Raw genomic sequence first — 18,144 nt, 5'->3', positions numbered from 1 at the left:
AAAGGGGCGCCCGGCCGGGCGCCCCTTTTCCGTATGTCTGCCGCTACGCCGACTTCTCGTGCCGGCCGCCGTCGTTGTTCCCGATCGTCCGCGGCTCGCGCGGGACCAGGGTCGGGTTCACGTTGTTGCGGACGACGTCGGCCGTGATGACGACCCGGGCGACGTCCTTGCGGGACGGCACCTCGTACATCACGGACTGGAGGACCTCCTCCATGATGGCCCGCAGGCCACGCGCGCCGGTGCCGCGCAGGATCGCCTGGTCGGCGATGGCCTCCAGGGCCGGGCGGTCGAAGTCCAGCTCGACACCGTCGAGTTCGAACAGTCGTTGATACTGCTTCACCAGCGCGTTGCGCGGCTCGACGAGGATCTGCAGCAGCGCCTCACGGTCCAGGTTGTGGACCGAGGTGAGGACGGGCAGCCGGCCGATGAACTCCGGGATCATCCCGAACTTCACCAGGTCCTCCGGCATGACCTCCTGGAACTGGTCGCTCGCCTCGATCTCGCGCTTGGACCGGATCGTCGCGCCGAAGCCGATGCCCTTCGCGCCCGCCCGCGACTCGATGATCCTCTCCAGACCGGAGAAGGCACCGCCCACGATGAACAGCACGTTCGTCGTGTCGATCTGGATGAACTCCTGGTGCGGGTGCTTCCGGCCGCCCTGCGGCGGTACGGAGGCGGTGGTGCCCTCCAGGATCTTCAACAGGGCCTGCTGGACGCCCTCGCCGGAGACATCGCGGGTGATCGACGGGTTCTCGCTCTTGCGGGCGACCTTGTCGATCTCGTCGATGTAGATGATCCCGGTCTCGGCCTTCTTGACGTCGTAGTCCGCGGCCTGGATCAGCTTCAGCAGGATGTTCTCGACGTCCTCGCCGACATAGCCGGCCTCCGTCAGCGCCGTCGCGTCGGCGATGGCGAACGGGACGTTGAGCATACGGGCCAGAGTCTGCGCGAGAAGCGTCTTGCCGGAGCCCGTGGGGCCCAGCAGCAGGATGTTGGACTTGGCCAGCTCGATGGCGTCGTCCCTGCCCTGCGCGCCGCCGTTCTCGCCCGCCTGGACCCGCTTGTAGTGGTTGTACACAGCGACCGAGAGGGCCTTCTTCGCGGGCTCCTGCCCGACGACGTAACCCTCGAGGAACTCGTAGATCTCGCGCGGCTTGGGGAGTTCCTCCCACCGCACCTCGGAGGTCTCCGCGAGCTCCTCCTCGATGATCTCGTTGCAGAGATCGATGCACTCGTCGCAGATGTACACACCGGGTCCCGCGATGAGCTTCTTCACCTGCTTCTGGCTCTTTCCGCAGAACGAGCACTTGAGCAGGTCGCCGCCATCACCGATGCGTGCCACGAGGTGCTTCCCCTTCGCCTGGGAGCAGCCTGGTTCAGCGGCTCCTGGTGCCTCTATCCGACGGTACCTTGCCTTGCCCCCTGTTCGGGCCCCCTTGGCCGGTTCACGCCGCCGATGCGGTGTGAACCCGCCGTGCCAAGGGGTGAAGGCCTACGTCAGGCGGCCGCTCCGGCCGCGGTCTTGCGGGTCGACACGATCTGGTCGACGAGGCCGTAGGCGAGGGCCTCCTCGGCGGTCAGGATCTTGTCGCGCTCGATGTCGTCGCGGATCTTCTCCAGCGGCGTGGTGGAGTGCTTGGCCAGCATCTCCTCCAGCTGGGTGCGCATCCGCAGGATCTCGTTGGCCGCGATCTCCAGGTCGGAGAGCTGCTCACGGCCGGTCTGCGAGGACGGCTGGTGGATCATTACACGGGCGTTGGGCAGCGCCATCCGCTTGCCGGGCGTACCCGCGGCGAGCAGTACGGCCGCGGCGGAGGCCGCCTGGCCCATGCAGACCGTCTGGATGTCCGGCTTCACGAACTGCATCGTGTCGTAGATCGCGGTGAGCGCGGTGAACGAGCCGCCGGGGCTGTTGATGTAGATCGAGATGTCCCGGTCCGGGTCCATCGACTCCAGGCACAGCAGCTGCGCCATGACGTCGTTGGCCGAGGCATCGTCGATCTGCACGCCGAGGAAGATCACGCGCTCCTCGAAGAGCTTCGCGTACGGGTCGTACTCACGCACGCCCTGCGAGGTGCGCTCCACGAAGCGCGGCACGATGTAGCGGTTGTCCACCTGCGGGCCGGTGTAGAGGCCGCTCGCGGAGGCGCCGGGGAAGTTGTTCATGTGGGTGTTCACCATCCTGGTGGCGTTCTGTGGCTGGGTGTCTCGGCGTACGAGAGGTGCGCGGGGCGGTGGAGCCGGAATCCGGTGGGTACCGGATCAGGCGCCGGTGCCGCCGCCGCCCGGAACGCCCGATGCGATCGTGATGATCTCGTCGATGAGGCCGTATTCCTTGGCCTCCTCCGCGGTGTACCAGCGGTCGCGGTCGCCGTCGCGGATGATCGTCTCGACCGTCTGGCCGGAGTGGTGGGCGGTGATCTCCGCCATCCGCTGCTTGGTGCGCAGCAGGTACTGGGCCTGGATCTTGATGTCCGAAGCCGTACCGCCGATGCCGGCCGAACCCTGGTGCATGAGGATGTCGGTGTTCGGGAGCGCGAAGCGCTTGCCCGCGGTGCCGCCGGTGAGCAGGAACTGGCCCATCGAGGCCGCCATGCCCATACCGATGGTGACCACGTCGTTCGGGATGTACTGCATGGTGTCGTAGACCGCCATGCCGGCCGTCACCGAACCGCCGGGGCTGTTGATGTAAAGGTAGATGTCCTTGTCCGGCTCTGCGGCAAGGAGAAGCAGCTGCGCCGTGATCTTGTTGGCGATCTCATCGTCCACCTGCTGACCGAGGAAGATGATGCGCTCGCCGAGCAGTCGGCTGTAGACCTGGTCACCGAGGCCTCCACCGAGGGACGGCTCTCCGGCGGCGTAGGGCATCAGATTCGTCACGTATCCACCTGCTCGTCTCTGACGGCTCCGGCCGTCTCAGCGTCTTCGTACCGGGTGGGCGGGGACTCCCCTGCCCTTCCTATTCATGGACCCTAACGCGCAGGTAGGACAACGCCATCCCGCTTCCGCAACTGTTCGCTGGGAGCGCAAGCTCCGCAGTCCGCACAGGGGTTGTGGGGCACCGTACGCCATACGACGACGGGCTCCGAACGCGCAGCGTCCGGAGCCCGTCGTACGGGTTCAGCGCGAGGCTCAGGCCTCGTTCTTCTCCTCGGTGACCTCGGCAACGGCCTCGGCGGCGCCATCGGCGGCCTCGACCGTCTCGATGGCCTCCTCGTCGTCCTCCAGCTCGACGACCTCACCGTTGGTGTCGACGACCTTGGCGGCCTCGACGACCACGGCCAGCGCCTTGCCGCGGGCGACCTCGCCGACGAGCATCGGCACCTGGCCGCCCTCGACGACGGCCTGGGCGAACTGGTCGGGGCTCATGCCGGAAGAAGCAGCGCGCCGCATGAGGTGCTCGGTGAGCTCCTCCTGGTTGACGTTCAGCTTCTCCTTGTTGACGATCTCGTCCAGGATGAACTGGGTCTTGATGCCCTTGATCGCCTGCTCGGAGGTCTCGGCCTCGAACTCCTCGACCGTCTTGCCCTGGATCTCCAGGTACTTGTCGAGGGTCAGACCCATCTGACCGAGCTGGTGGTGCTCCAGGTTGTGCTTGCGGGTCTGGACCTCGTCCGCGAGCAGCTTCTCCGGGATCGGGACCTCGGCCAGCTTCAGCAGCTCGTCGAGGACGCGCTCCTGGGCCTGGGTGGCCTGGTCGTACTGCTTGGTGTTCTCGAGGCGCTTGCGGCTGTCCGTCCTCAGCTCGCCGAGGGTGTCGAACTCGCTCGCCATCTGGGCGAACTCGTCGTCCAGCTCGGGGAGTTCACGGGCGGCGACGGCGGTGACCTTGACGGTGACCTCGGCCTCCTTGCCCTCGGCCGAGCCGCCCTTCAGCTCGGAGGTGAAGGTGGCCTCGCCACCCGCCTCCAGGCCGGTGACTGCGGCGTCGATGCCGTCGAGGAGCTCGCCGGAACCGATGGTGTACGAGACACCCTCGGCCACGCCGTCCTCCAGGACCTCGCCGTCGACCTTGGCCTGCAGGTCGATCGTCACGACGTCGCCCTCGGCGGCGGCGCGCTCGACCGGGTTGGTGGAGGCGAAGCGCTCGCGGAGCTGCTCCACGGCCTTCTCGACGTCCTCGTCGCTGACCTCGAGGGCGTCGACGGTGACCTCGATGCCGGAGTAGTCCGGAATCTCGATCTCGGGGCGTACGTCAACCTCTGCAGTGAAGGCCAGCAGCTCGCCGTCCTTCAGCTCGGTGATGTCGACCTCGGGCTGACCGAGGACGTTGAGCTCGCCCTCGTTGACAGCCTCGGTGTAGAACTTCGGGAGGGCGTCGTTGACGGCCTCCTCCAGCACCGCACCGCGGCCGAACCGCTGGTCGATGACCCGGGCGGGGATCTTGCCCTTGCGGAAGCCCTTCACCGTGACCTGCTGGTTGATCTTCTTGTACGCCGCGTCGAGGCTGTCCTTGAGCTCCTCGAAGGGCACCTCGACAGTGAGCCGAACCCGGGTCGGGTTCAGGGTCTCCACGGCGCTCTTCACGGTTCGGTCTCCTTGTGGCTGACTTCTTGGGGTTCTGCTCCGCCGCACGGAAGGCGGCTTCGCGGACCGAGCCCGGTACATCAGACACACGGGCACGCATTTTGCATAGTAACGGCAAGGAGACGGACTCCCACAATGCGCTCTTGCCGATGGTCGGGGTGGCCGGATTCGAACCGACGACCTTCCGCTCCCAAAGCGGACGCGCTACCAAGCTGCGCCACACCCCGTCGGTGCGACACGTAGGGTACATGCAGACGGGCAGTGCATCTGCCGCTTTACGCGAGCGGCACCGAACGCGACACCGGGTGACCGCAATCGGGTGTGCGAGCAGCCCCCGCGACCCGCTACGATGCTTCTCGTTGCCGCCGGTCCCCGGACCTGCGATGCAGCGCTTGCGGGCGTAGCTCAATGGTAGAGCCCTAGTCTTCCAAACTAGCTACGCGGGTTCGATTCCCGTCGCCCGCTCCAACAGCTCAGGGCCAGGTCGGAGGATCATCCTCCAACCTGGCCCTTGCTCGTTGCCGATCTCCGTTCGGCCCTACGTGCCCGTTCGGATCTGGATCCTGCTTCCGGGCCTGCTCGACGGCCGCACTCACGGCGTCGCCGATCAGCCGCTCACGTTCGGCGGTCGCATGCTGGTGGGTCAACGCGGCACGGGCCGTAATGTGGCCCATTCTCGTCGCGCTTGGTCCGGAAGGTCTCCGGTGCAGGCCGGTCGATGCCGTCGGCTCCGAGGTACCGGGCCTGATATCGGCTGGAGGGCAGCTTCCGCACCCGACCGAAGGAACGTTTCTTGCCCGCGGGGTGCGAGGTGGCCAAGCCCACACCACCACTTACGACTCCTACTGGAGTCAGCCCGCAGATGAGGCCAACGGACAGGCACAGATACGCCAGGGCCTTGAACGCCTTGTGTCGTTGGGTGCGGCAGGCGGCGAAGCAGGTGAAACTTACGATGGCCAGGCACGGCAGGATGACGAAGAAGAAGCCCAACGCCGACACGGTGCCCCCACACTGATCACGTTACGGCCAAGCCGCATCCAGGCATGGTTGCAGAACGTGCCCCTCGCGTGCCCGATGGGTCGGATACGAGCGGGGAATCACAGGGAAGCACAGGCAGAACGTGACGCGTGCCCAGGCCGGCATCCCCACAGCTCAGGAGAGATCCCCGTACGGGGTCTTCCGAACCAGCCACGCGGGTTCGATTCCCGTCGCCCGCTCCGTTCTGCCCGCGTTCTGCCGGGCCTCACGCGCCGGGGCGCGGGCTCCTGTGCAGCCGGCTCAGAAGCTGATCTGGTTGATGGTCTCCGCTATCGAGTTCATGAACCTTTGGATCGACGGCGCCATGCCGGTCGATGCCAGGAAGAAGCCGAAGAGCACCGCGACGATCGCCGGTCCGGCCTTGATGGAGCCGCCTCGGATCAGGACCACCAGGATGATCGCCAACATAAGCACCACAGACAGCGAAATGGCCACAACTGATCACACCCTTGGTCGGTCCGCCTTGCCGGCCCGGAGGTGTGCGGCCCAGCACTCCCCCGTCGTGTCCATCGTGCCACCAACTCTCCCGTGGTCGCTGCCAGGTGACGGATCGAACGGACGGGATCGCGCCATCCTTGCGCCCCGCGTGCGCCCGGGGGCGCGCGGCCGCACGAGGGGTGGCGCAGGCCACGCCGAGGCTCCGCGCGCCTGTGAGTGAACTGTGAATCAAATAATCACAACGCCTTGCGGCCGCGACGGTTCCCATATCCGCACACTTCATTCACATGCAATTCCAAGGCTTGAGTGCGACGAAATTCACCTCCTCTCTTAATCGCCTGGCGATATGCCCCATTTAAGGGGGATGAAGCCGGGCATAGTGGGCGGTTTTTGGCGGTTTCGCTTTTGATTGGACGCGGTCACGCAATATCCGTGGGCGGTTTTACGAATTGCAATCGTGGCATCTAAGGTGCTTTAGATGTTCCACGCTCCGAACGTATTTCAGAGGGCCCCGCTCCCATCAGCGACCCGGGAGTCGGAGCCCAGACGCCAAGGGACGAAGACTGCCACTCCGGCGCCCCCCGAGCCGGTCAGGAACAAGCCTCCGGCGGCTGCGCCGACGAAGAAGCGTGACGCCTACTTCGACAACGTCAAATATCTGGCCATCGTGCTCGTCGCGGTGGCGCACTCGTGGGAACCGGTGATGGACGGCAGCCGGACCGCCCGTGCGCTGTACATGGTGGCGTACACCTTTCACATGCCGGCGTTCATCATCGTCTCCGGCTATTTCTCCCGCTCGTTCGACATGTCCGCTGCCAAGGTGAAACGCCTGGTCACCGGCGTCGCCGTGCCCTATGTGGTGTTCGAGACGGCGTATTCGCTGTTCAAGCGGTACGCGGACGACTCGCCCGATCAGCCGATCAGCCTGATCGACCCCTGGTATCTCACCTGGTTCCTGGTCGCGCTGTTCATCTGGCGGCTCACCACACCGCTGTGGCAGGCACTGCGCCATCCACTGCCCGTGGCGCTCGCCATTGCCATGCTCGCCTCTTTCTCCCCGACGATCGGCGACGATCTCGATCTCCAGCGCGTTCTGCAGTTCCTGCCGTTCTTCGTGCTGGGACTCCGGCTGAAGCCCGAGCACTTCCAGCTGGTGCGCCGGCGCGAGGTGCGGATGCTCGCGCTCCCGCTGTTCGCCGGGGCCCTGGCGTTCGCGTACTGGGCGGCGCCGCGGATGCAGCTGGGCTGGTTCTACCGCAGCAACAGCGCGCAGGAGATGGGCGCCCCGTGGTGGTCCGGTGCCGTGATGACACTGGCGATGTTTGGCTGCGCGCTGCTGCTCACCATCGGGTTCCTGTCCTGGGTGCCGCGCCGCCACATGTGGTTCACCGCGCTCGGCGCCGGAACGATCTGCGGCTATCTGCTGCACGGATTTCTGGTCAAGGGCGCCGGATACGCCGGGGTGTTCGACACCTACGCGTGGCTCTCGGCGCCCGGTGGCCTGGTCCTTGTCTCACTGGTCGCGGCCGGTGCGGTGACGCTGATGTGTACACCGCCGGTACGGCGGGTGCTGCGCCCGGTGACCGAGCCGGACATGAACTGGGCGTTCCGACGCGCCGCGTCCAGACGCTGACCCGAGTGGATCAGTCCTTCGCCGTGTTGGCTTGAACCGATTGCTCGACGGGCGATTCACCTGGGGTGAGCCCGAGCAGCCCCCGTACCTGCGCATACTTCTCGGCCAGTCGGGTACGGGTCGCCGGTTCCAGCACGGCGAGGCGGGCCGGGTCGGCGTTGTGTGCCAGGTCGGACTCCTTGATCAGCAGGGCGCCCGGGGTATCGAGGATGCGCCGGGTGTACGAACCGAGGTCCTCGCCGTCACGTTTGGTGACGGCGAGGACCATGTCCTTGACCTGCTGAGACAGCGCGGCATCGGCCAGCCATTCTTCCGACAGCGCGTCGTCCTCGACGGCGTCGTGCAGCCAGGCCGCGGCGATCTGTTCGTCGCTGCCGCCCCTGATACGTACGCCCTGCGCGACAGCGGCGAGGTGTTCGGTGTACGGGCGTCCCGCCTTGTCCCGCTGCTCGGCGTGGGCCTTGCGGGCGATCGCCTCGACTTCGGCCAGGGTCAGATGCGTACGTGGCGTGGGCATGGCCCGACTCTACGGACGGGCGGCCGTGCTGCGCAGGGTCGCGCGGGCCGGGATCATTGCGGCGGCGAGGCCGAGCCCGACGATCGCGGCGACGAACGATCCGTACAACATCGGCGGGATGTACGGCGATTCGCCCGTCAGCCCCTTCATCATCGGGACGAGTGTGGCCAGTGCGATGGCGGTGCCGAGCACGGCCCCGGCCGACGTGACGAGCAGCGCCTCCCAGCGGATCATGCCCATGACCTGGCGGCGGGTGGAGCCGATGAGGCGGAGCATGGTCAGTTCGCTGCGGCGGTCGAGGACGGTCATCACCAGGGTGTTGACCGCGGCAACGGCGGCGAATCCGCCGAGTACAGCGGCCATGATGGTGTTGGCCCAGGCGTTGAGCTCGCGGTCCTTGTCCTGTGCCGCGGCGTAGCCGGAGGGGTCGGTGACGGTGCCGAGTGCGGTGAGCTTCTGTGCGGCGGTGGGGGTGGCCCGTACCAGGACGTCGGAGGCGTACGGCGAGGCGACATGGGCTTTCAGGTCGGCGGCGGGCAGCGTGACGAGGCTGGTGCCCAGGCCGCGCCCGTAGACGGCGACGATCTTCGGGGACGCCTTGGTGCCGTCCGGGAGGCGCAGGGCGAGCCGGTCGCCGGTGCTGACCTTCGCCGAATGGGCGAGCGTGGTGTCGACGGCGACGGTGCCGGGGCGCAGGCCGGCGAGCGATCCGGTACGGACGTCGAGATCCTGGACCTTGGCGAGGTCTCCCCCGGAGCCGATGACGCCCTGCGTGGAGGCGCTCCGCAGCGACAGGTCGCCGGCCGATTCGATGGGTACCAGGACCGAGCTGCGGAGCAGACCGACGGCGGTGGAGACCCCGGGGGTGGCCGCGGCGCGGTCGGTGGCGTCGGAGGCGAGTCCCGCGGGGGCGGAGACGATGTGGTCGGCGATGACGGCGTCGCGCTGCTGGTGTGCGGTCACCCGCTCCTGGCTGGTGTGCATGAAGACGAGTGTCGACGAGAAGGCCATGGCCAGCACGATCGGGGTGATCGCGGAGGCCAGTCGGCGGGAGTTCGTACGGGAGTTGGCGGCGGCCAGCGAGCCCGACGCGCCGGCGACGCGCAGCGGCAGGCCGATGACGGCGGCGCAGATCCGGGCGATCAGCGGGCCGAGCAGGCCGACCGCGAGCATGAAGAGCATGACGACGCCGAGGGCGGCGTTCGCCGCGTCGTCCCCGGTCGTGGAGCCGGCGATGCTCGCGAACACTCCGCCTCCGATGAGGGCGGCGACGCCGAGCGGGGTGCGGATCCAGCCGAACGGAGCGCCTTCCACGGCGGTCTGGGCGAGGGCGAGACCCGGCTTCATCTTCGCGGGGCGGCGCGCGGCCAGGTAGCCGGCGCTCAGCGCGGTGACCATGGTGGCGGCGGTGGCGATGGTCAGGGGCAGCCAGGAGATCTGCAGGCCGACGGCTTCGGGGATGGCTCCCTTGTCCTGGAGCTGCCCGAACCACCAACGGGCCAGGGCGATTCCGGGCAGGCATCCGAGCGCTCCGGCGAGCGGGGCGACGAGCAGCGCTTCGGTGGCGATGGAGCGGCGCAGCTGGCGCGGGGTGGCGCCGATGGCGCGGAGCAGGGCGAACTCGCGGCTGCGCTGGCCGATGGAGAGGGCGACCGTACCGGCGCTGGTAAAGACGGCGACCATGGTGGCGACGCCGCCGAAGGAGCCGCCGAGGCCGGTGAGGAGTTCCTTGGCCCCCGCGAGAGCCGAGTTCTCGACGGCGCCCCGGTTGTCGCCGGTGTGGATCTTGGCTGCGGCGGTGTGGCCGACGGCCTTGTGCACCTGGTCGGCGAGGGTGTCGTCGGGGGTGCCGCGGTCGGCGAGCACGGCGATGGCGTCGACCCGGCCGGGGTGGCCGGAGAGTTGTACGGCCTGCCGGTCGGCGAGCCAGACGGTGGCCTCGGTGGCGGTGGTGCCCGCGACGCGGAACTCCCGTACGCCCGCGGGTGTGTCGAGGGTGATCTTCTCGCCGATCCGGCCCTTGGTGCCGGCGGGGACGACGACTTCGCCGGCCTTGGGCGCGTCGCCGGTGAGCAGCCGCGTACCGGTGAGGGCGGCGGAGCCCCAGCCGTGTGCGGTGAGGGGGGTGCTGTCCTGTCGTACGGAGTAGGTGACGTCCCCGATCGCGGCTGCCGCGCCCGGGGCCGAGGCGGCCCTGCCTACGAGGGATTCGGGGAGGCGCGCGGTGTCCGGCACGGGTGCGCCGGCGTCGTACTCGCCGTCGCCTCTGCCGACGATCATGTGGATTTGCTGGTCGGCGGCGACCACCACGGGGGCCTTCGCGTAGCGGTCCGCGGGTACCGAGGCACGCAGACCGGTCTCCAGCAGGATGCCGCAGGCGGAGACGATCGCCGCGGCCAGCAGGAGCGCGACGAAGGTCCCGACGAACGACGAGGGCTTGAAGCGAACGGCCGCGCGGGCGAGACCGTTGGGGACGTGCGGGATGAACATCAGGCTGCTGCTCCTGCGTGCGCGGGGGCGGTCCGGGCGGTCAGCGCGGTCATCCGGGCGGCGATCTGTGCGGCGTCGGCGCGCGGCACGCTGTCCGCGATCGCGCCGTCGGCGAGGAAGAGCACCTGGTCGGCGTAGGCGGCGGCCGCCGGGTCGTGGGTGACCATGACGACGGTGGCGCCGAGAGTGTCCACCGCGCTCCGGAGCAGGGCGAGGATCTCGGCGGCGGTGGTGGTGTCGAGGGCGCCGGTCGGTTCGTCGGCGAAGACCACATCGGGGCGGGTGACCAGGGCGCGGGCGACGGCGACGCGCTGCTGCTGGCCACCAGAGAGCTGGCCGGGGCGGCGCGCGCCCTTGTCGCCGAGGCCGACCCGGGTGAGCATCTCGGCGGCTTCCCGGCGGCTGCGGGCGGAGCCGGTGCGCTGTCCGGCCAGGCGCATGGGCAGGACTACGTTCTGCTCGACCGTGAGGGACGGGAGCAGGTTGAAGGCCTGGAAGACGAAGCCGATGCGGGTGCGGCGCAGTTCGGTGAGCCGGTTCTCGCTCATGCCGGTGATCTCGGTGCCGCCGAGGCGTACGGAGCCCTCGGTGGGGCGGTCGAGTCCGGCCGCGCACTGCAGGAAGGTCGACTTCCCGGAGCCGGAGGGCCCCATGACCGCGGTGAAACTGGAGCGCGGGAGGGCGAGGTCGATGCCCCGCAGCGCGTGGACGGCAAAGTGGCCGCGGCCGTACTGCCTGCGGACGCCGCGCAGTTCGACCGCGAGGTCCGAGGGCCCGGACCCGTGGTGGGTGTCCGCCGTGTACTGCCTGTCCTGCGCGCGCTGCCTGGTGCCTCGCAGCCCCATGATGTCCGCCTTCCGTTACTCGTCGGCCGCTTCTTCGACCGTGACCCGAACGTACGGATCAAGGGCGGGTCCGGACCATGGCGGCTGCTGGCGGATCGAGGGTGGGGCAAACCCCAGGTGCTTCCGGGGGCAGGCAGACCTCGGGGGCCGCTGCGGGGGGCACCCCGCTCCTTCCTCGGCGCCGCCGTGTTCGTGGCGGGGGTCTCCGAGTGGTTCGGGGTCGCGGACGCGATCGGCGCCTTCATGGTGGGCCTGATGCTCGGCAGCACGACGTCGGGCGGGCGCATCCTCAAGCTGGTCCATCCGCTGCGCGATGCCTTCGGGGCGATCTTCTTCTTCGCCTTCGGGCTCTCCATCAACCCCGGCGATCTGCCGGGCGTGATGTGGCCAGTGCTGGCCGCCGTCGCGCTGACCGCGGCGATGAACATCCTCTCCGGCATGGTCTCCGCACGGGTCTACGGCTTCGGCCCGCAGGCCGCGGCGAACATCTCCACCACCCTGACGGCCCGCGGCGAATTCGCACTGATCCTCGCCACGATGGCCGCCGGCGCGGGGCTGGACGAGTGGCTCCCGCCGTTCATCGCCGGATACGTACTCGTCCTCGCGGTCCTCGCACCGCTGGCCGCCGGAAGGTCGCACTGGCTGGCCCGCGTCCTGCCGGGCGGGCGGGGCCGGGGTGAGGGCAGTGACAGCGGCAGCGACGCCGGACAGGTCTCGGTCCCGGCCTGAGGCGACGGCCGGCATGTCCGGGTAGGGGGCCCGCCTCGTACCCGGACATGCCGACGCCCACGTTCCGGTGAAGGGTCATTTCCCGTTGACATACGCCCGTTTCGGGCCGTTTTTATATGGTTCAGGATCTGCGTGACAACAGCAGCAGCGCCCGGTCGTCGTTGACGTCCTTGGCGCATGCCTCGATCAGATGCCAGGCCGCGCCCTCGAAACCGGTGGTGACATAGCGGTCGGCCTCACCGGTCAGCCGGTCGATGCCCTCCGCGATATCGCGGTCGGACGCCTCCACCAGGCCGTCCGTGAACAGCATCAGCACGTCGCCGGGAGCCAGCGAGCCCTTCACTGCGTCGAACTGCGCCCCGTCGTACACCCCGAGCAACGGGCCCTCCGCGGCCTTCTCCTCCCACTGGCCGCTGCCCGAGTGCAGCTGCAGGGCCGGCGGGTGACCCGCCGAGAAGAGTTCGTAGTCGCCCGATTCGAGGTCCAGGACCAGATGGATCGAGGTGGCGAAACCCTCGTCCCAGTCCTGGCGCAGCAGATAGCCGTTGGCCGCCGTCAGGAAGGCGTGCGGGGGCAGCGAGCCGAGGAGGCCGCCGAAGGCTCCGGACAGCAGCAGGGCGCGGGAACCCGCGTCCATGCCCTTGCCGGAGACATCGGTGAGTACGGCCTCCATCGTCCGCCCGCCGTTGGTACGGGCGGCGACGACGAAGTCACCGGAGAAGGACTGTCCACCCGCCGGGCGCAGCGACATCTCGCGGTGCCAGCCCTGCGGCAGCCGGGGCAGTGCGCTCTGCACCCTGATGCGTTCGCGCAGGTCGAAGAGCATGGTGCCGCCGCGTCGCCACGGCACACCGACCCTGGCCCGGAACTGGGCGAGGATCAGCCCGAAGAAGCCGCAGGCCGCGACCACCAGGACGATGCCGGGTGTCACCCGGGCCGGACCGTCCTCGAACGAGCCCAGTCCGAGCGACTCCACGATCAGGGCGGTGGCGGCGGTCGCGTACAGACCCAGCAGGCTCGCGGGCCGCAGCAGCAGACCGCCCGCGACGATCGGCAGGACGAGCGCGGCCGGTGAGCACCACATCGGGTTCAGCAGTGTGGCCCAGGTGATGGCCGGAACGGTCAGCAGCAGACCGACCAGCGCGATCCAGTCCGATCCGTCGCCGCGGAAGTAGTCGACACCGGATTTGCGCAGCGCGATGCGTGCCCGGTGCGCCGATTTCCGCAATCGGGCCGGGTACGAGTCTGCTCCTGCGCGACGGGCCATTGCGGGGACCCTATCTACCCGACCGCCTCCGGTGCAGGGGGACCCCGTGACAATGTGTTCGAAATCGGGTCGACCGGCTGCCGCACCCCTGATAGGCATGGCCCATGACTACTGATCTTCGCGTGCTGCAGCCGTCCGAATGGAACGAATGGTTCGAATGTCTGGAGCTCGCATTCGGTGGAGTCGCAGAGCCCCCCGAGCAGCGCGAACTGGACGAGCAGCTGACCGAGCACGAGCGGTCGATCGGAATCTGGGACGGCACCGATGTCGTCGCCACCGCCGGGGCGTTCAGCTTCAAGGTCGCCGTGCCGGGCGGGGCGCTGGTGCCTGCCGCCGGGGTCACGATGGTGAGTGTCGCGTCCACCCACCGCAGGCGCGGGTTGCTGACCTCGATGATGCGTCGGCAGCTCGACGACGTCCGGGCGCTGGGTGAGCCGATCGCCGTGCTGACGGCATCGGAACCGGCGATCTACGGCCGGTTCGGATACGGCGCGGCCTCGCGGCAGATGTCCCTGACGATCGACACGGACCGGGTGCGGCTGACGGTGCCGGAGGGCACGGACGAGGTGTGCCTGCGTCATGCGAAGCCGGACGAGGCGATGGCCGCGTGCGAGGGCGTGTACGAGCAGCTGGTGGCAGGACGTCCCGGCACACCGACCCATGGGCCCGGCTGGGAGCGGAAGCCGATGGTCGACCCGGTGAGTTCCCGGGAGGGCGGCTCGGCACAGCAGTGCGTGCTGGCGGAGCGGGACGGGGAGATCGTCGGCTATGTGACGTATCACATCAACCCGGACTGGGAGCCGGCCGGCCCGAAGGGCAAGGTCAGGGTAGGTGATCTGGCCGCGCTGGACCCGGCGGCGTATGCGGCATTGTGGCGGTTCGTCTTCGAGATCGACCTGACGTCGACGGTCGAGGCGCGGAACCGGCCGGTCGACGATGCGGTGCTGCACCTGGTGTCGGACGTGCGGCGGTGCAACATCCGGGTCCGGGATTCGCTCCACGTACGGCTGGTGGAGCTGGGTGCGGCACTGGAGGCGCGGGCGTATCGGGCGCCGGTGGATGTGGTGTTCGAGGTCGAGGACGCGTTCTGCCCCTGGAATGCGGGGCGTTGGCGGCTCACGGGTGACGCGAAGGGGGTGGCGTCCTGCCGACGGACCGATGATGCGGCCGATCTTGCGCTTTCGGTACGGGAGTTGGGCTCGGCGTATCTGGGCGGCGAGTCGCTGAGCACGTTGGCCCTGGCCGGGCGGGTACGGGAACTGCGGGCGGGCGCGGTGGCGGAGGCGTCGCTGGCGTTCTCGTCGGACGCGGCGCCGTGGCTGCCCCGGGGGTTCTAGGCGCGCGGTGGCCGACCGGAGGCGCCGGTCGGTCTAGGCGCGCTGGCAGCCCGGGCACCAGAAGAGGTTGCGGGCGGCGAGATCGGCGGTGCGGATCTCGCCGCCGCAGATGTGGCAGGCCTGCCGGGCCCTGCGGTACACGTACACCTCGCCGCCGTGGTCGTCGACGCGCGGCGGACGCCCCATCGCCTCCGGCATGTGCTCGGGGCGGACCGTGTCGATCCGGTTGTTCCGCACACCCTCGCGCATCAGCACCATCAGGTCGGCCCAGACCGCGTCCCACTCCGCACGCGTGAGGTCCTTGCCCAGGCGGTACGGGTCGATCCCGTGCCGGAACAGCACCTCCGCGCGGTACACGTTGCCGACCCCCGCGATGACCTTCTGGTCCATCAGCAGGGCCGCGACGGTGATGCGGCTGCGGGAGATCCGCCGCCAGGCCCGCTCGCCGTCCTCGTCGGTCCGCAACGGGTCCGGTCCGAGGCGGTCGTGTATCGCGCGCTTCTCGGGGTCGGTGATCAGCGCGCACGTGGTGGGGCCGCGCAGATCCGCGTGGTGCTCGTCGTTCACCAGGCGCAGCCGAACCGTTTCGGTGGGCGGCGGGGCCGGGGCCGTACCGAAGCCGAGCTTGCCGAAGAGGCCCAGGTGGATGTGGACCCAGCCGGCGTCCTCGAAACCGAGGAAGAGGTGCTTGCCGTGGGCGTCGACGCCGGTGAACGTGCGGCCGTCGAGCAGCGCGGCGCTGTCGGAGAACTTGCCCTGCGGGCTGCTCACCCGCGCCGGCCGCCCGGCGAACCTGTCCCGGTGGTCCGCCGCGAGGCGGTGGATCGTGTGTCCCTCGGGCACGACGGCGACTCTCCTCGGTGACGTGGGAACGCGATGACGCGGGGACGTGGTGGCACGGGGGGGAAATGACTGTGCCGCCGGGCGTACCGGCGGCACAGGAGTGGAGACCGGTCAGCCCTGCTGCGGGTGGTGGGCCGGGATCGGGGGGAGCTCGCCGGTCGTCTCGTACGCCGTCAGCATCTCGATACGACGAGTGTGACGTTCCTCACCCGAGTACGGGGTGGCGAGGAAGATCTCGACGAACTTGGTGGACTCCTCCACCGAGTGCATCCGGCCACCGATGGCGACCACATTGGCGTTGTTGTGCTCGCGGCCCAGTGCCGCGGTCTGCTCGCTCCAGGCGAGTGCGGCGCGCACGCCCTTGACCTTGTTGGCGGCGATCTGCTCGCCGTTGCCGGAGCCGCCGATCACGATGCCGAGGCTGTCCGGGTCCGCGGCCGTCCTCTCGGCGGCACGCAGGCAGAACGGCGGGTAGTCGTCCTGGGCGTCGTAGATGTGGGGGCCGCAGTCGACGGCCTCGTGGCCCTGGGCCGTGAGCCACTCGACGAGGTGGTTCTTGAGTTCATAGCCGGCATGGTCCGAGCCGAGGTACACGCGCATGTTCCGAGTGTGGCACGAGCGTGGCCGGGTAGCAGCAATCGGGGTCGGGGCCCCCTCCGGCCGGGTCCGCCCGGATCGGCCGGACCGGCGGCGGAACCTCGGCGTGGGCTCCATGTGCGGGCCCTGTGTGCAACGCCACTCCGGCAACGATCCGGCCAATGATTCGGAATAGGGGCTTCCGTTTATGCGGTTCGGCGAGTTTCAATGCATCGCTCGCTGTTGCATCCCGCTGCGGCGGTCGGGCACTCAGCGAGCGATCCGAAAACGTAAGGATTCGATCCATGACATCGCAGACGACTCTGGCCGGGTCGCAGCAGCAGCCCGGCAAGCCGGACCGGTCGAACGGACCGGACGCACCGGGCTCCTCCAACGGTCTCCAGGCCGGTCTCAAGAACCGCCATCTCTCGATGATCGCCATCGGCGGTGTGATCGGCGCGGGCCTCTTCGTGGGCTCCGGCGCCGGTATAGCCGCCGCGGGACCGGCCATCCTCCTGTCGTACGCCCTGGTCGGCCTGATGGTCGTCTTCGTGATGCGGATGCTCGGCGAGATGGCCGCGGCCCGCCCCAGTTCGGGCTCCTTCTCCGCCTACGCCGACCAGGCGCTGGGCCGCTGGGCCGGCTTCTCGATCGGCTGGCTGTACTGGTTCTTCTGGGTCGTGGTGCTCGCCGTCGAAGCCACGGCAGGTGCCAAGATCCTGGAGGGCTGGGTGCCGGGCGTCCCGCAGTGGGCGTGGGCGCTGATCGTGATGGTCGTACTGACCGCGACGAACCTGGTCTCGGTCGGTTCGTACGGCGAGTTCGAGTTCTGGTTCGCCGGGATCAAGGTCGTGGCGATCGCCGCGTTCGTCGTCGTCGGACTGCTCGCCGTCTTCGGGGTGCTGCCCGGCTCGGACAACCCCGGCTCGGGGCTTGCGCATCTCACCGACACCGGCGGGTTCTTCCCCAAGGGGCCGGGCGCCATCCTCACCGGTGTGCTGATGGTCGTCTTCTCCTTCATGGGCAGCGAGATCGTCACGCTGGCCGCCGGCGAGTCCGAGAACCCGCAGCGCGCCGTCCAGAAGGCCACCAACAGTGTGATCTGGCGGATCGCCGTCTTCTACCTCGGCTCGATCTTCGTCGTGCTCACCCTGCTGCCGTGGAACGACGCGTCGATCGTGAAGGACGGCAGCTATGTCGCCGCCCTCAACTCCATCGGCATTCCGCACGCGGGGCAGGTGATGAACGTCATCGTCCTCACCGCCGTGCTGTCCTGCCTCAACTCCGGCCTCTACACCGCCTCGCGGATGGCCTTCTCGCTCGGCGGCCGCGGGGACGCGCCGAAGGCATTCGCCCGGGTGAACAAGCGGGGCGTGCCGCAGGCAGCCATCCTGTCCTCCGTCGTCTTCGGCTTCGTCGCCGTGTTCTTCAACTACCAGTGGCCCGACACCGTCTTCCAGTTCCTGCTGAACTCCTCCGGTGCGGTCGCCCTGTTCGTCTGGCTGGTCATCTGCTTCACGCAGCTGCGGATGCGGGGCATGATCCTGCGCGAGCAGCCGGAGAAGCTGGTCGTACGGATGTGGCTCTTCCCGTACCTCACCTGGGCGACCATCGCGATGATCTCGTTCGTCCTCGTCTACATGCTCACCGACGACGGCGGACGCGAGCAGGTGCTGCTCTCGCTGCTGGTCGCGGCCGTGGTCGTGGCGATCTCGCTGGTCCGTGAGGTCCGCAACCGCAAGAAGCACACCGCTGTGGAAACGCCGAGCAATACCTGACGGCCGCTGTCGGGTTTACGACCTCCCCCACGGGAGGTCGTTATGCGGCTGCGACTGGAGAGCGTCGCCGCAATGTGATCCGGCGCAACACCACGATCCTGCCGCTGTACTCGCTGATGCTGGGCC

At 68.8% G+C, this 18,144-nt stretch carries 14 protein-coding genes, 2 tRNA genes and 2 pseudogenes; 5 read left to right on the top strand and 13 right to left on the bottom strand.

The window, feature by feature from the left end; all coding sequences use genetic code 11:
* Positions 1–43 precede the first annotated feature (43 nt).
* From clpX to ABTZ94_RS27885, 5 genes are all read right to left on the bottom strand, one after another.
* Entirely contained in the window at positions 44–1,342 is a 1,299-nt protein-coding gene (gene clpX / locus ABTZ94_RS27905; RefSeq protein WP_093898220.1) for an ATP-dependent Clp protease ATP-binding subunit ClpX, read from the bottom strand.
* Between the two features lie 155 nt (positions 1,343–1,497).
* Positions 1,498–2,181: an ATP-dependent Clp protease proteolytic subunit gene (locus ABTZ94_RS27900; protein ID WP_351204623.1), complete on the bottom strand. Its 684-nt coding sequence runs from the start codon at positions 2,179–2,181 to the stop codon at positions 1,498–1,500.
* An 81-nt stretch (positions 2,182–2,262) separates the two neighbouring features.
* A complete protein-coding gene (locus tag ABTZ94_RS27895) occupies positions 2,263–2,868 on the bottom strand; it encodes an ATP-dependent Clp protease proteolytic subunit (protein ID WP_351204624.1) in 606 nt (201 codons plus the stop codon).
* Positions 2,869–3,132: 264 nt separating this feature from the next.
* Positions 3,133–4,527 (bottom strand): trigger factor, encoded by a 1,395-nt coding sequence (gene tig / locus ABTZ94_RS27890; protein WP_351204621.1) that lies wholly within the window; start codon positions 4,525–4,527, stop codon positions 3,133–3,135.
* Positions 4,528–4,677: 150 nt separating this feature from the next.
* Positions 4,678–4,754 (bottom strand) — tRNA-Pro (locus tag ABTZ94_RS27885).
* Positions 4,755–4,921: 167 nt separating this feature from the next.
* On the opposite strand from ABTZ94_RS27885, the gene ABTZ94_RS27880 reads away from it, so the two are divergent.
* Positions 4,922–4,995 (top strand) — tRNA-Gly (locus ABTZ94_RS27880).
* A 210-nt stretch (positions 4,996–5,205) separates the two neighbouring features.
* Here the strand turns inward: ABTZ94_RS27880 and ABTZ94_RS38005 are convergent.
* Positions 5,206–5,346 (bottom strand): annotated as a pseudogene (locus tag ABTZ94_RS38005) (tyrosine-type recombinase/integrase); the annotation flags it as partial.
* Positions 5,347–5,805: 459 nt separating this feature from the next.
* A complete protein-coding gene (locus ABTZ94_RS27875; RefSeq protein WP_351204619.1) occupies positions 5,806–6,000 on the bottom strand; it encodes a hypothetical protein in 195 nt (64 codons plus the stop codon).
* 481 nt (positions 6,001–6,481) lie between these two features.
* On the opposite strand from ABTZ94_RS27875, the gene ABTZ94_RS27870 reads away from it, so the two are divergent.
* On the top strand, positions 6,482–7,636 hold the full coding sequence (locus ABTZ94_RS27870) for an acyltransferase family protein (RefSeq protein WP_351204617.1): 1,155 nt from the start codon (positions 6,482–6,484) through the stop codon (positions 7,634–7,636).
* A gap of 10 nt (positions 7,637–7,646) precedes the next feature.
* Here the strand turns inward: ABTZ94_RS27870 and ABTZ94_RS27865 are convergent, their stop codons facing one another.
* From ABTZ94_RS27865 to ABTZ94_RS27855, 3 genes are read right to left on the bottom strand one after another with little or no spacing between them, the layout of a single operon-like run.
* Positions 7,647–8,153 (bottom strand): HD domain-containing protein, encoded by a 507-nt coding sequence (locus ABTZ94_RS27865; RefSeq protein WP_351204615.1) that lies wholly within the window; start codon positions 8,151–8,153, stop codon positions 7,647–7,649.
* Positions 8,154–8,162: 9 nt separating this feature from the next.
* A complete protein-coding gene (locus tag ABTZ94_RS27860; RefSeq protein WP_351204613.1) occupies positions 8,163–10,643 on the bottom strand; it encodes an ABC transporter permease in 2,481 nt (826 codons plus the stop codon).
* Positions 10,643–11,488, bottom strand: a complete 846-nt coding sequence (locus ABTZ94_RS27855) for an ABC transporter ATP-binding protein (protein WP_351204611.1) — start codon at positions 11,486–11,488, stop codon at positions 10,643–10,645. The genes ABTZ94_RS27860 and ABTZ94_RS27855 overlap by 1 nt, the downstream gene beginning before the upstream one ends.
* A gap of 168 nt (positions 11,489–11,656) precedes the next feature.
* Between ABTZ94_RS27855 and ABTZ94_RS27850 the strand changes: the two are divergent.
* Positions 11,657–12,217: pseudogene (locus ABTZ94_RS27850) on the top strand (cation:proton antiporter domain-containing protein); the annotation flags it as partial.
* 121 nt (positions 12,218–12,338) lie between these two features.
* Here ABTZ94_RS27850 and ABTZ94_RS27845 read toward each other — a convergent pair.
* Entirely contained in the window at positions 12,339–13,484 is a 1,146-nt protein-coding gene (locus ABTZ94_RS27845) for a PP2C family protein-serine/threonine phosphatase (protein WP_351204609.1), read from the bottom strand.
* A 104-nt stretch (positions 13,485–13,588) separates the two neighbouring features.
* On the opposite strand from ABTZ94_RS27845, the gene ABTZ94_RS27840 reads away from it, so the two are divergent.
* Positions 13,589–14,821 (top strand): GNAT family N-acetyltransferase, encoded by a 1,233-nt coding sequence (locus tag ABTZ94_RS27840; RefSeq protein WP_351204607.1) that lies wholly within the window; start codon positions 13,589–13,591, stop codon positions 14,819–14,821.
* A 33-nt stretch (positions 14,822–14,854) separates the two neighbouring features.
* On the opposite strand, the gene ABTZ94_RS27835 is transcribed toward ABTZ94_RS27840, so the two are convergent.
* Positions 14,855–15,664, bottom strand: a complete 810-nt coding sequence (locus tag ABTZ94_RS27835) for an Fpg/Nei family DNA glycosylase (protein ID WP_351204605.1) — start codon at positions 15,662–15,664, stop codon at positions 14,855–14,857.
* A 111-nt stretch (positions 15,665–15,775) separates the two neighbouring features.
* Positions 15,776–16,264: a ribose-5-phosphate isomerase gene (locus tag ABTZ94_RS27830; RefSeq protein WP_351204603.1), complete on the bottom strand. Its 489-nt coding sequence runs from the start codon at positions 16,262–16,264 to the stop codon at positions 15,776–15,778.
* Positions 16,265–16,545: 281 nt separating this feature from the next.
* On the opposite strand from ABTZ94_RS27830, the gene ABTZ94_RS27825 reads away from it, so the two are divergent.
* Positions 16,546–18,018, top strand: a complete 1,473-nt coding sequence (locus ABTZ94_RS27825) for an amino acid permease (RefSeq protein WP_351204601.1) — start codon at positions 16,546–16,548, stop codon at positions 18,016–18,018.
* Positions 18,019–18,144: the final 126 nt, after the last annotated feature.

Source organism: Streptomyces sp. NPDC002785 (assembly GCF_040295565.1).
Classification (GTDB): domain Bacteria; phylum Actinomycetota; class Actinomycetes; order Streptomycetales; family Streptomycetaceae; genus Streptomyces.
This window is presented reverse-complemented; position numbering and strand designations above follow the sequence as displayed.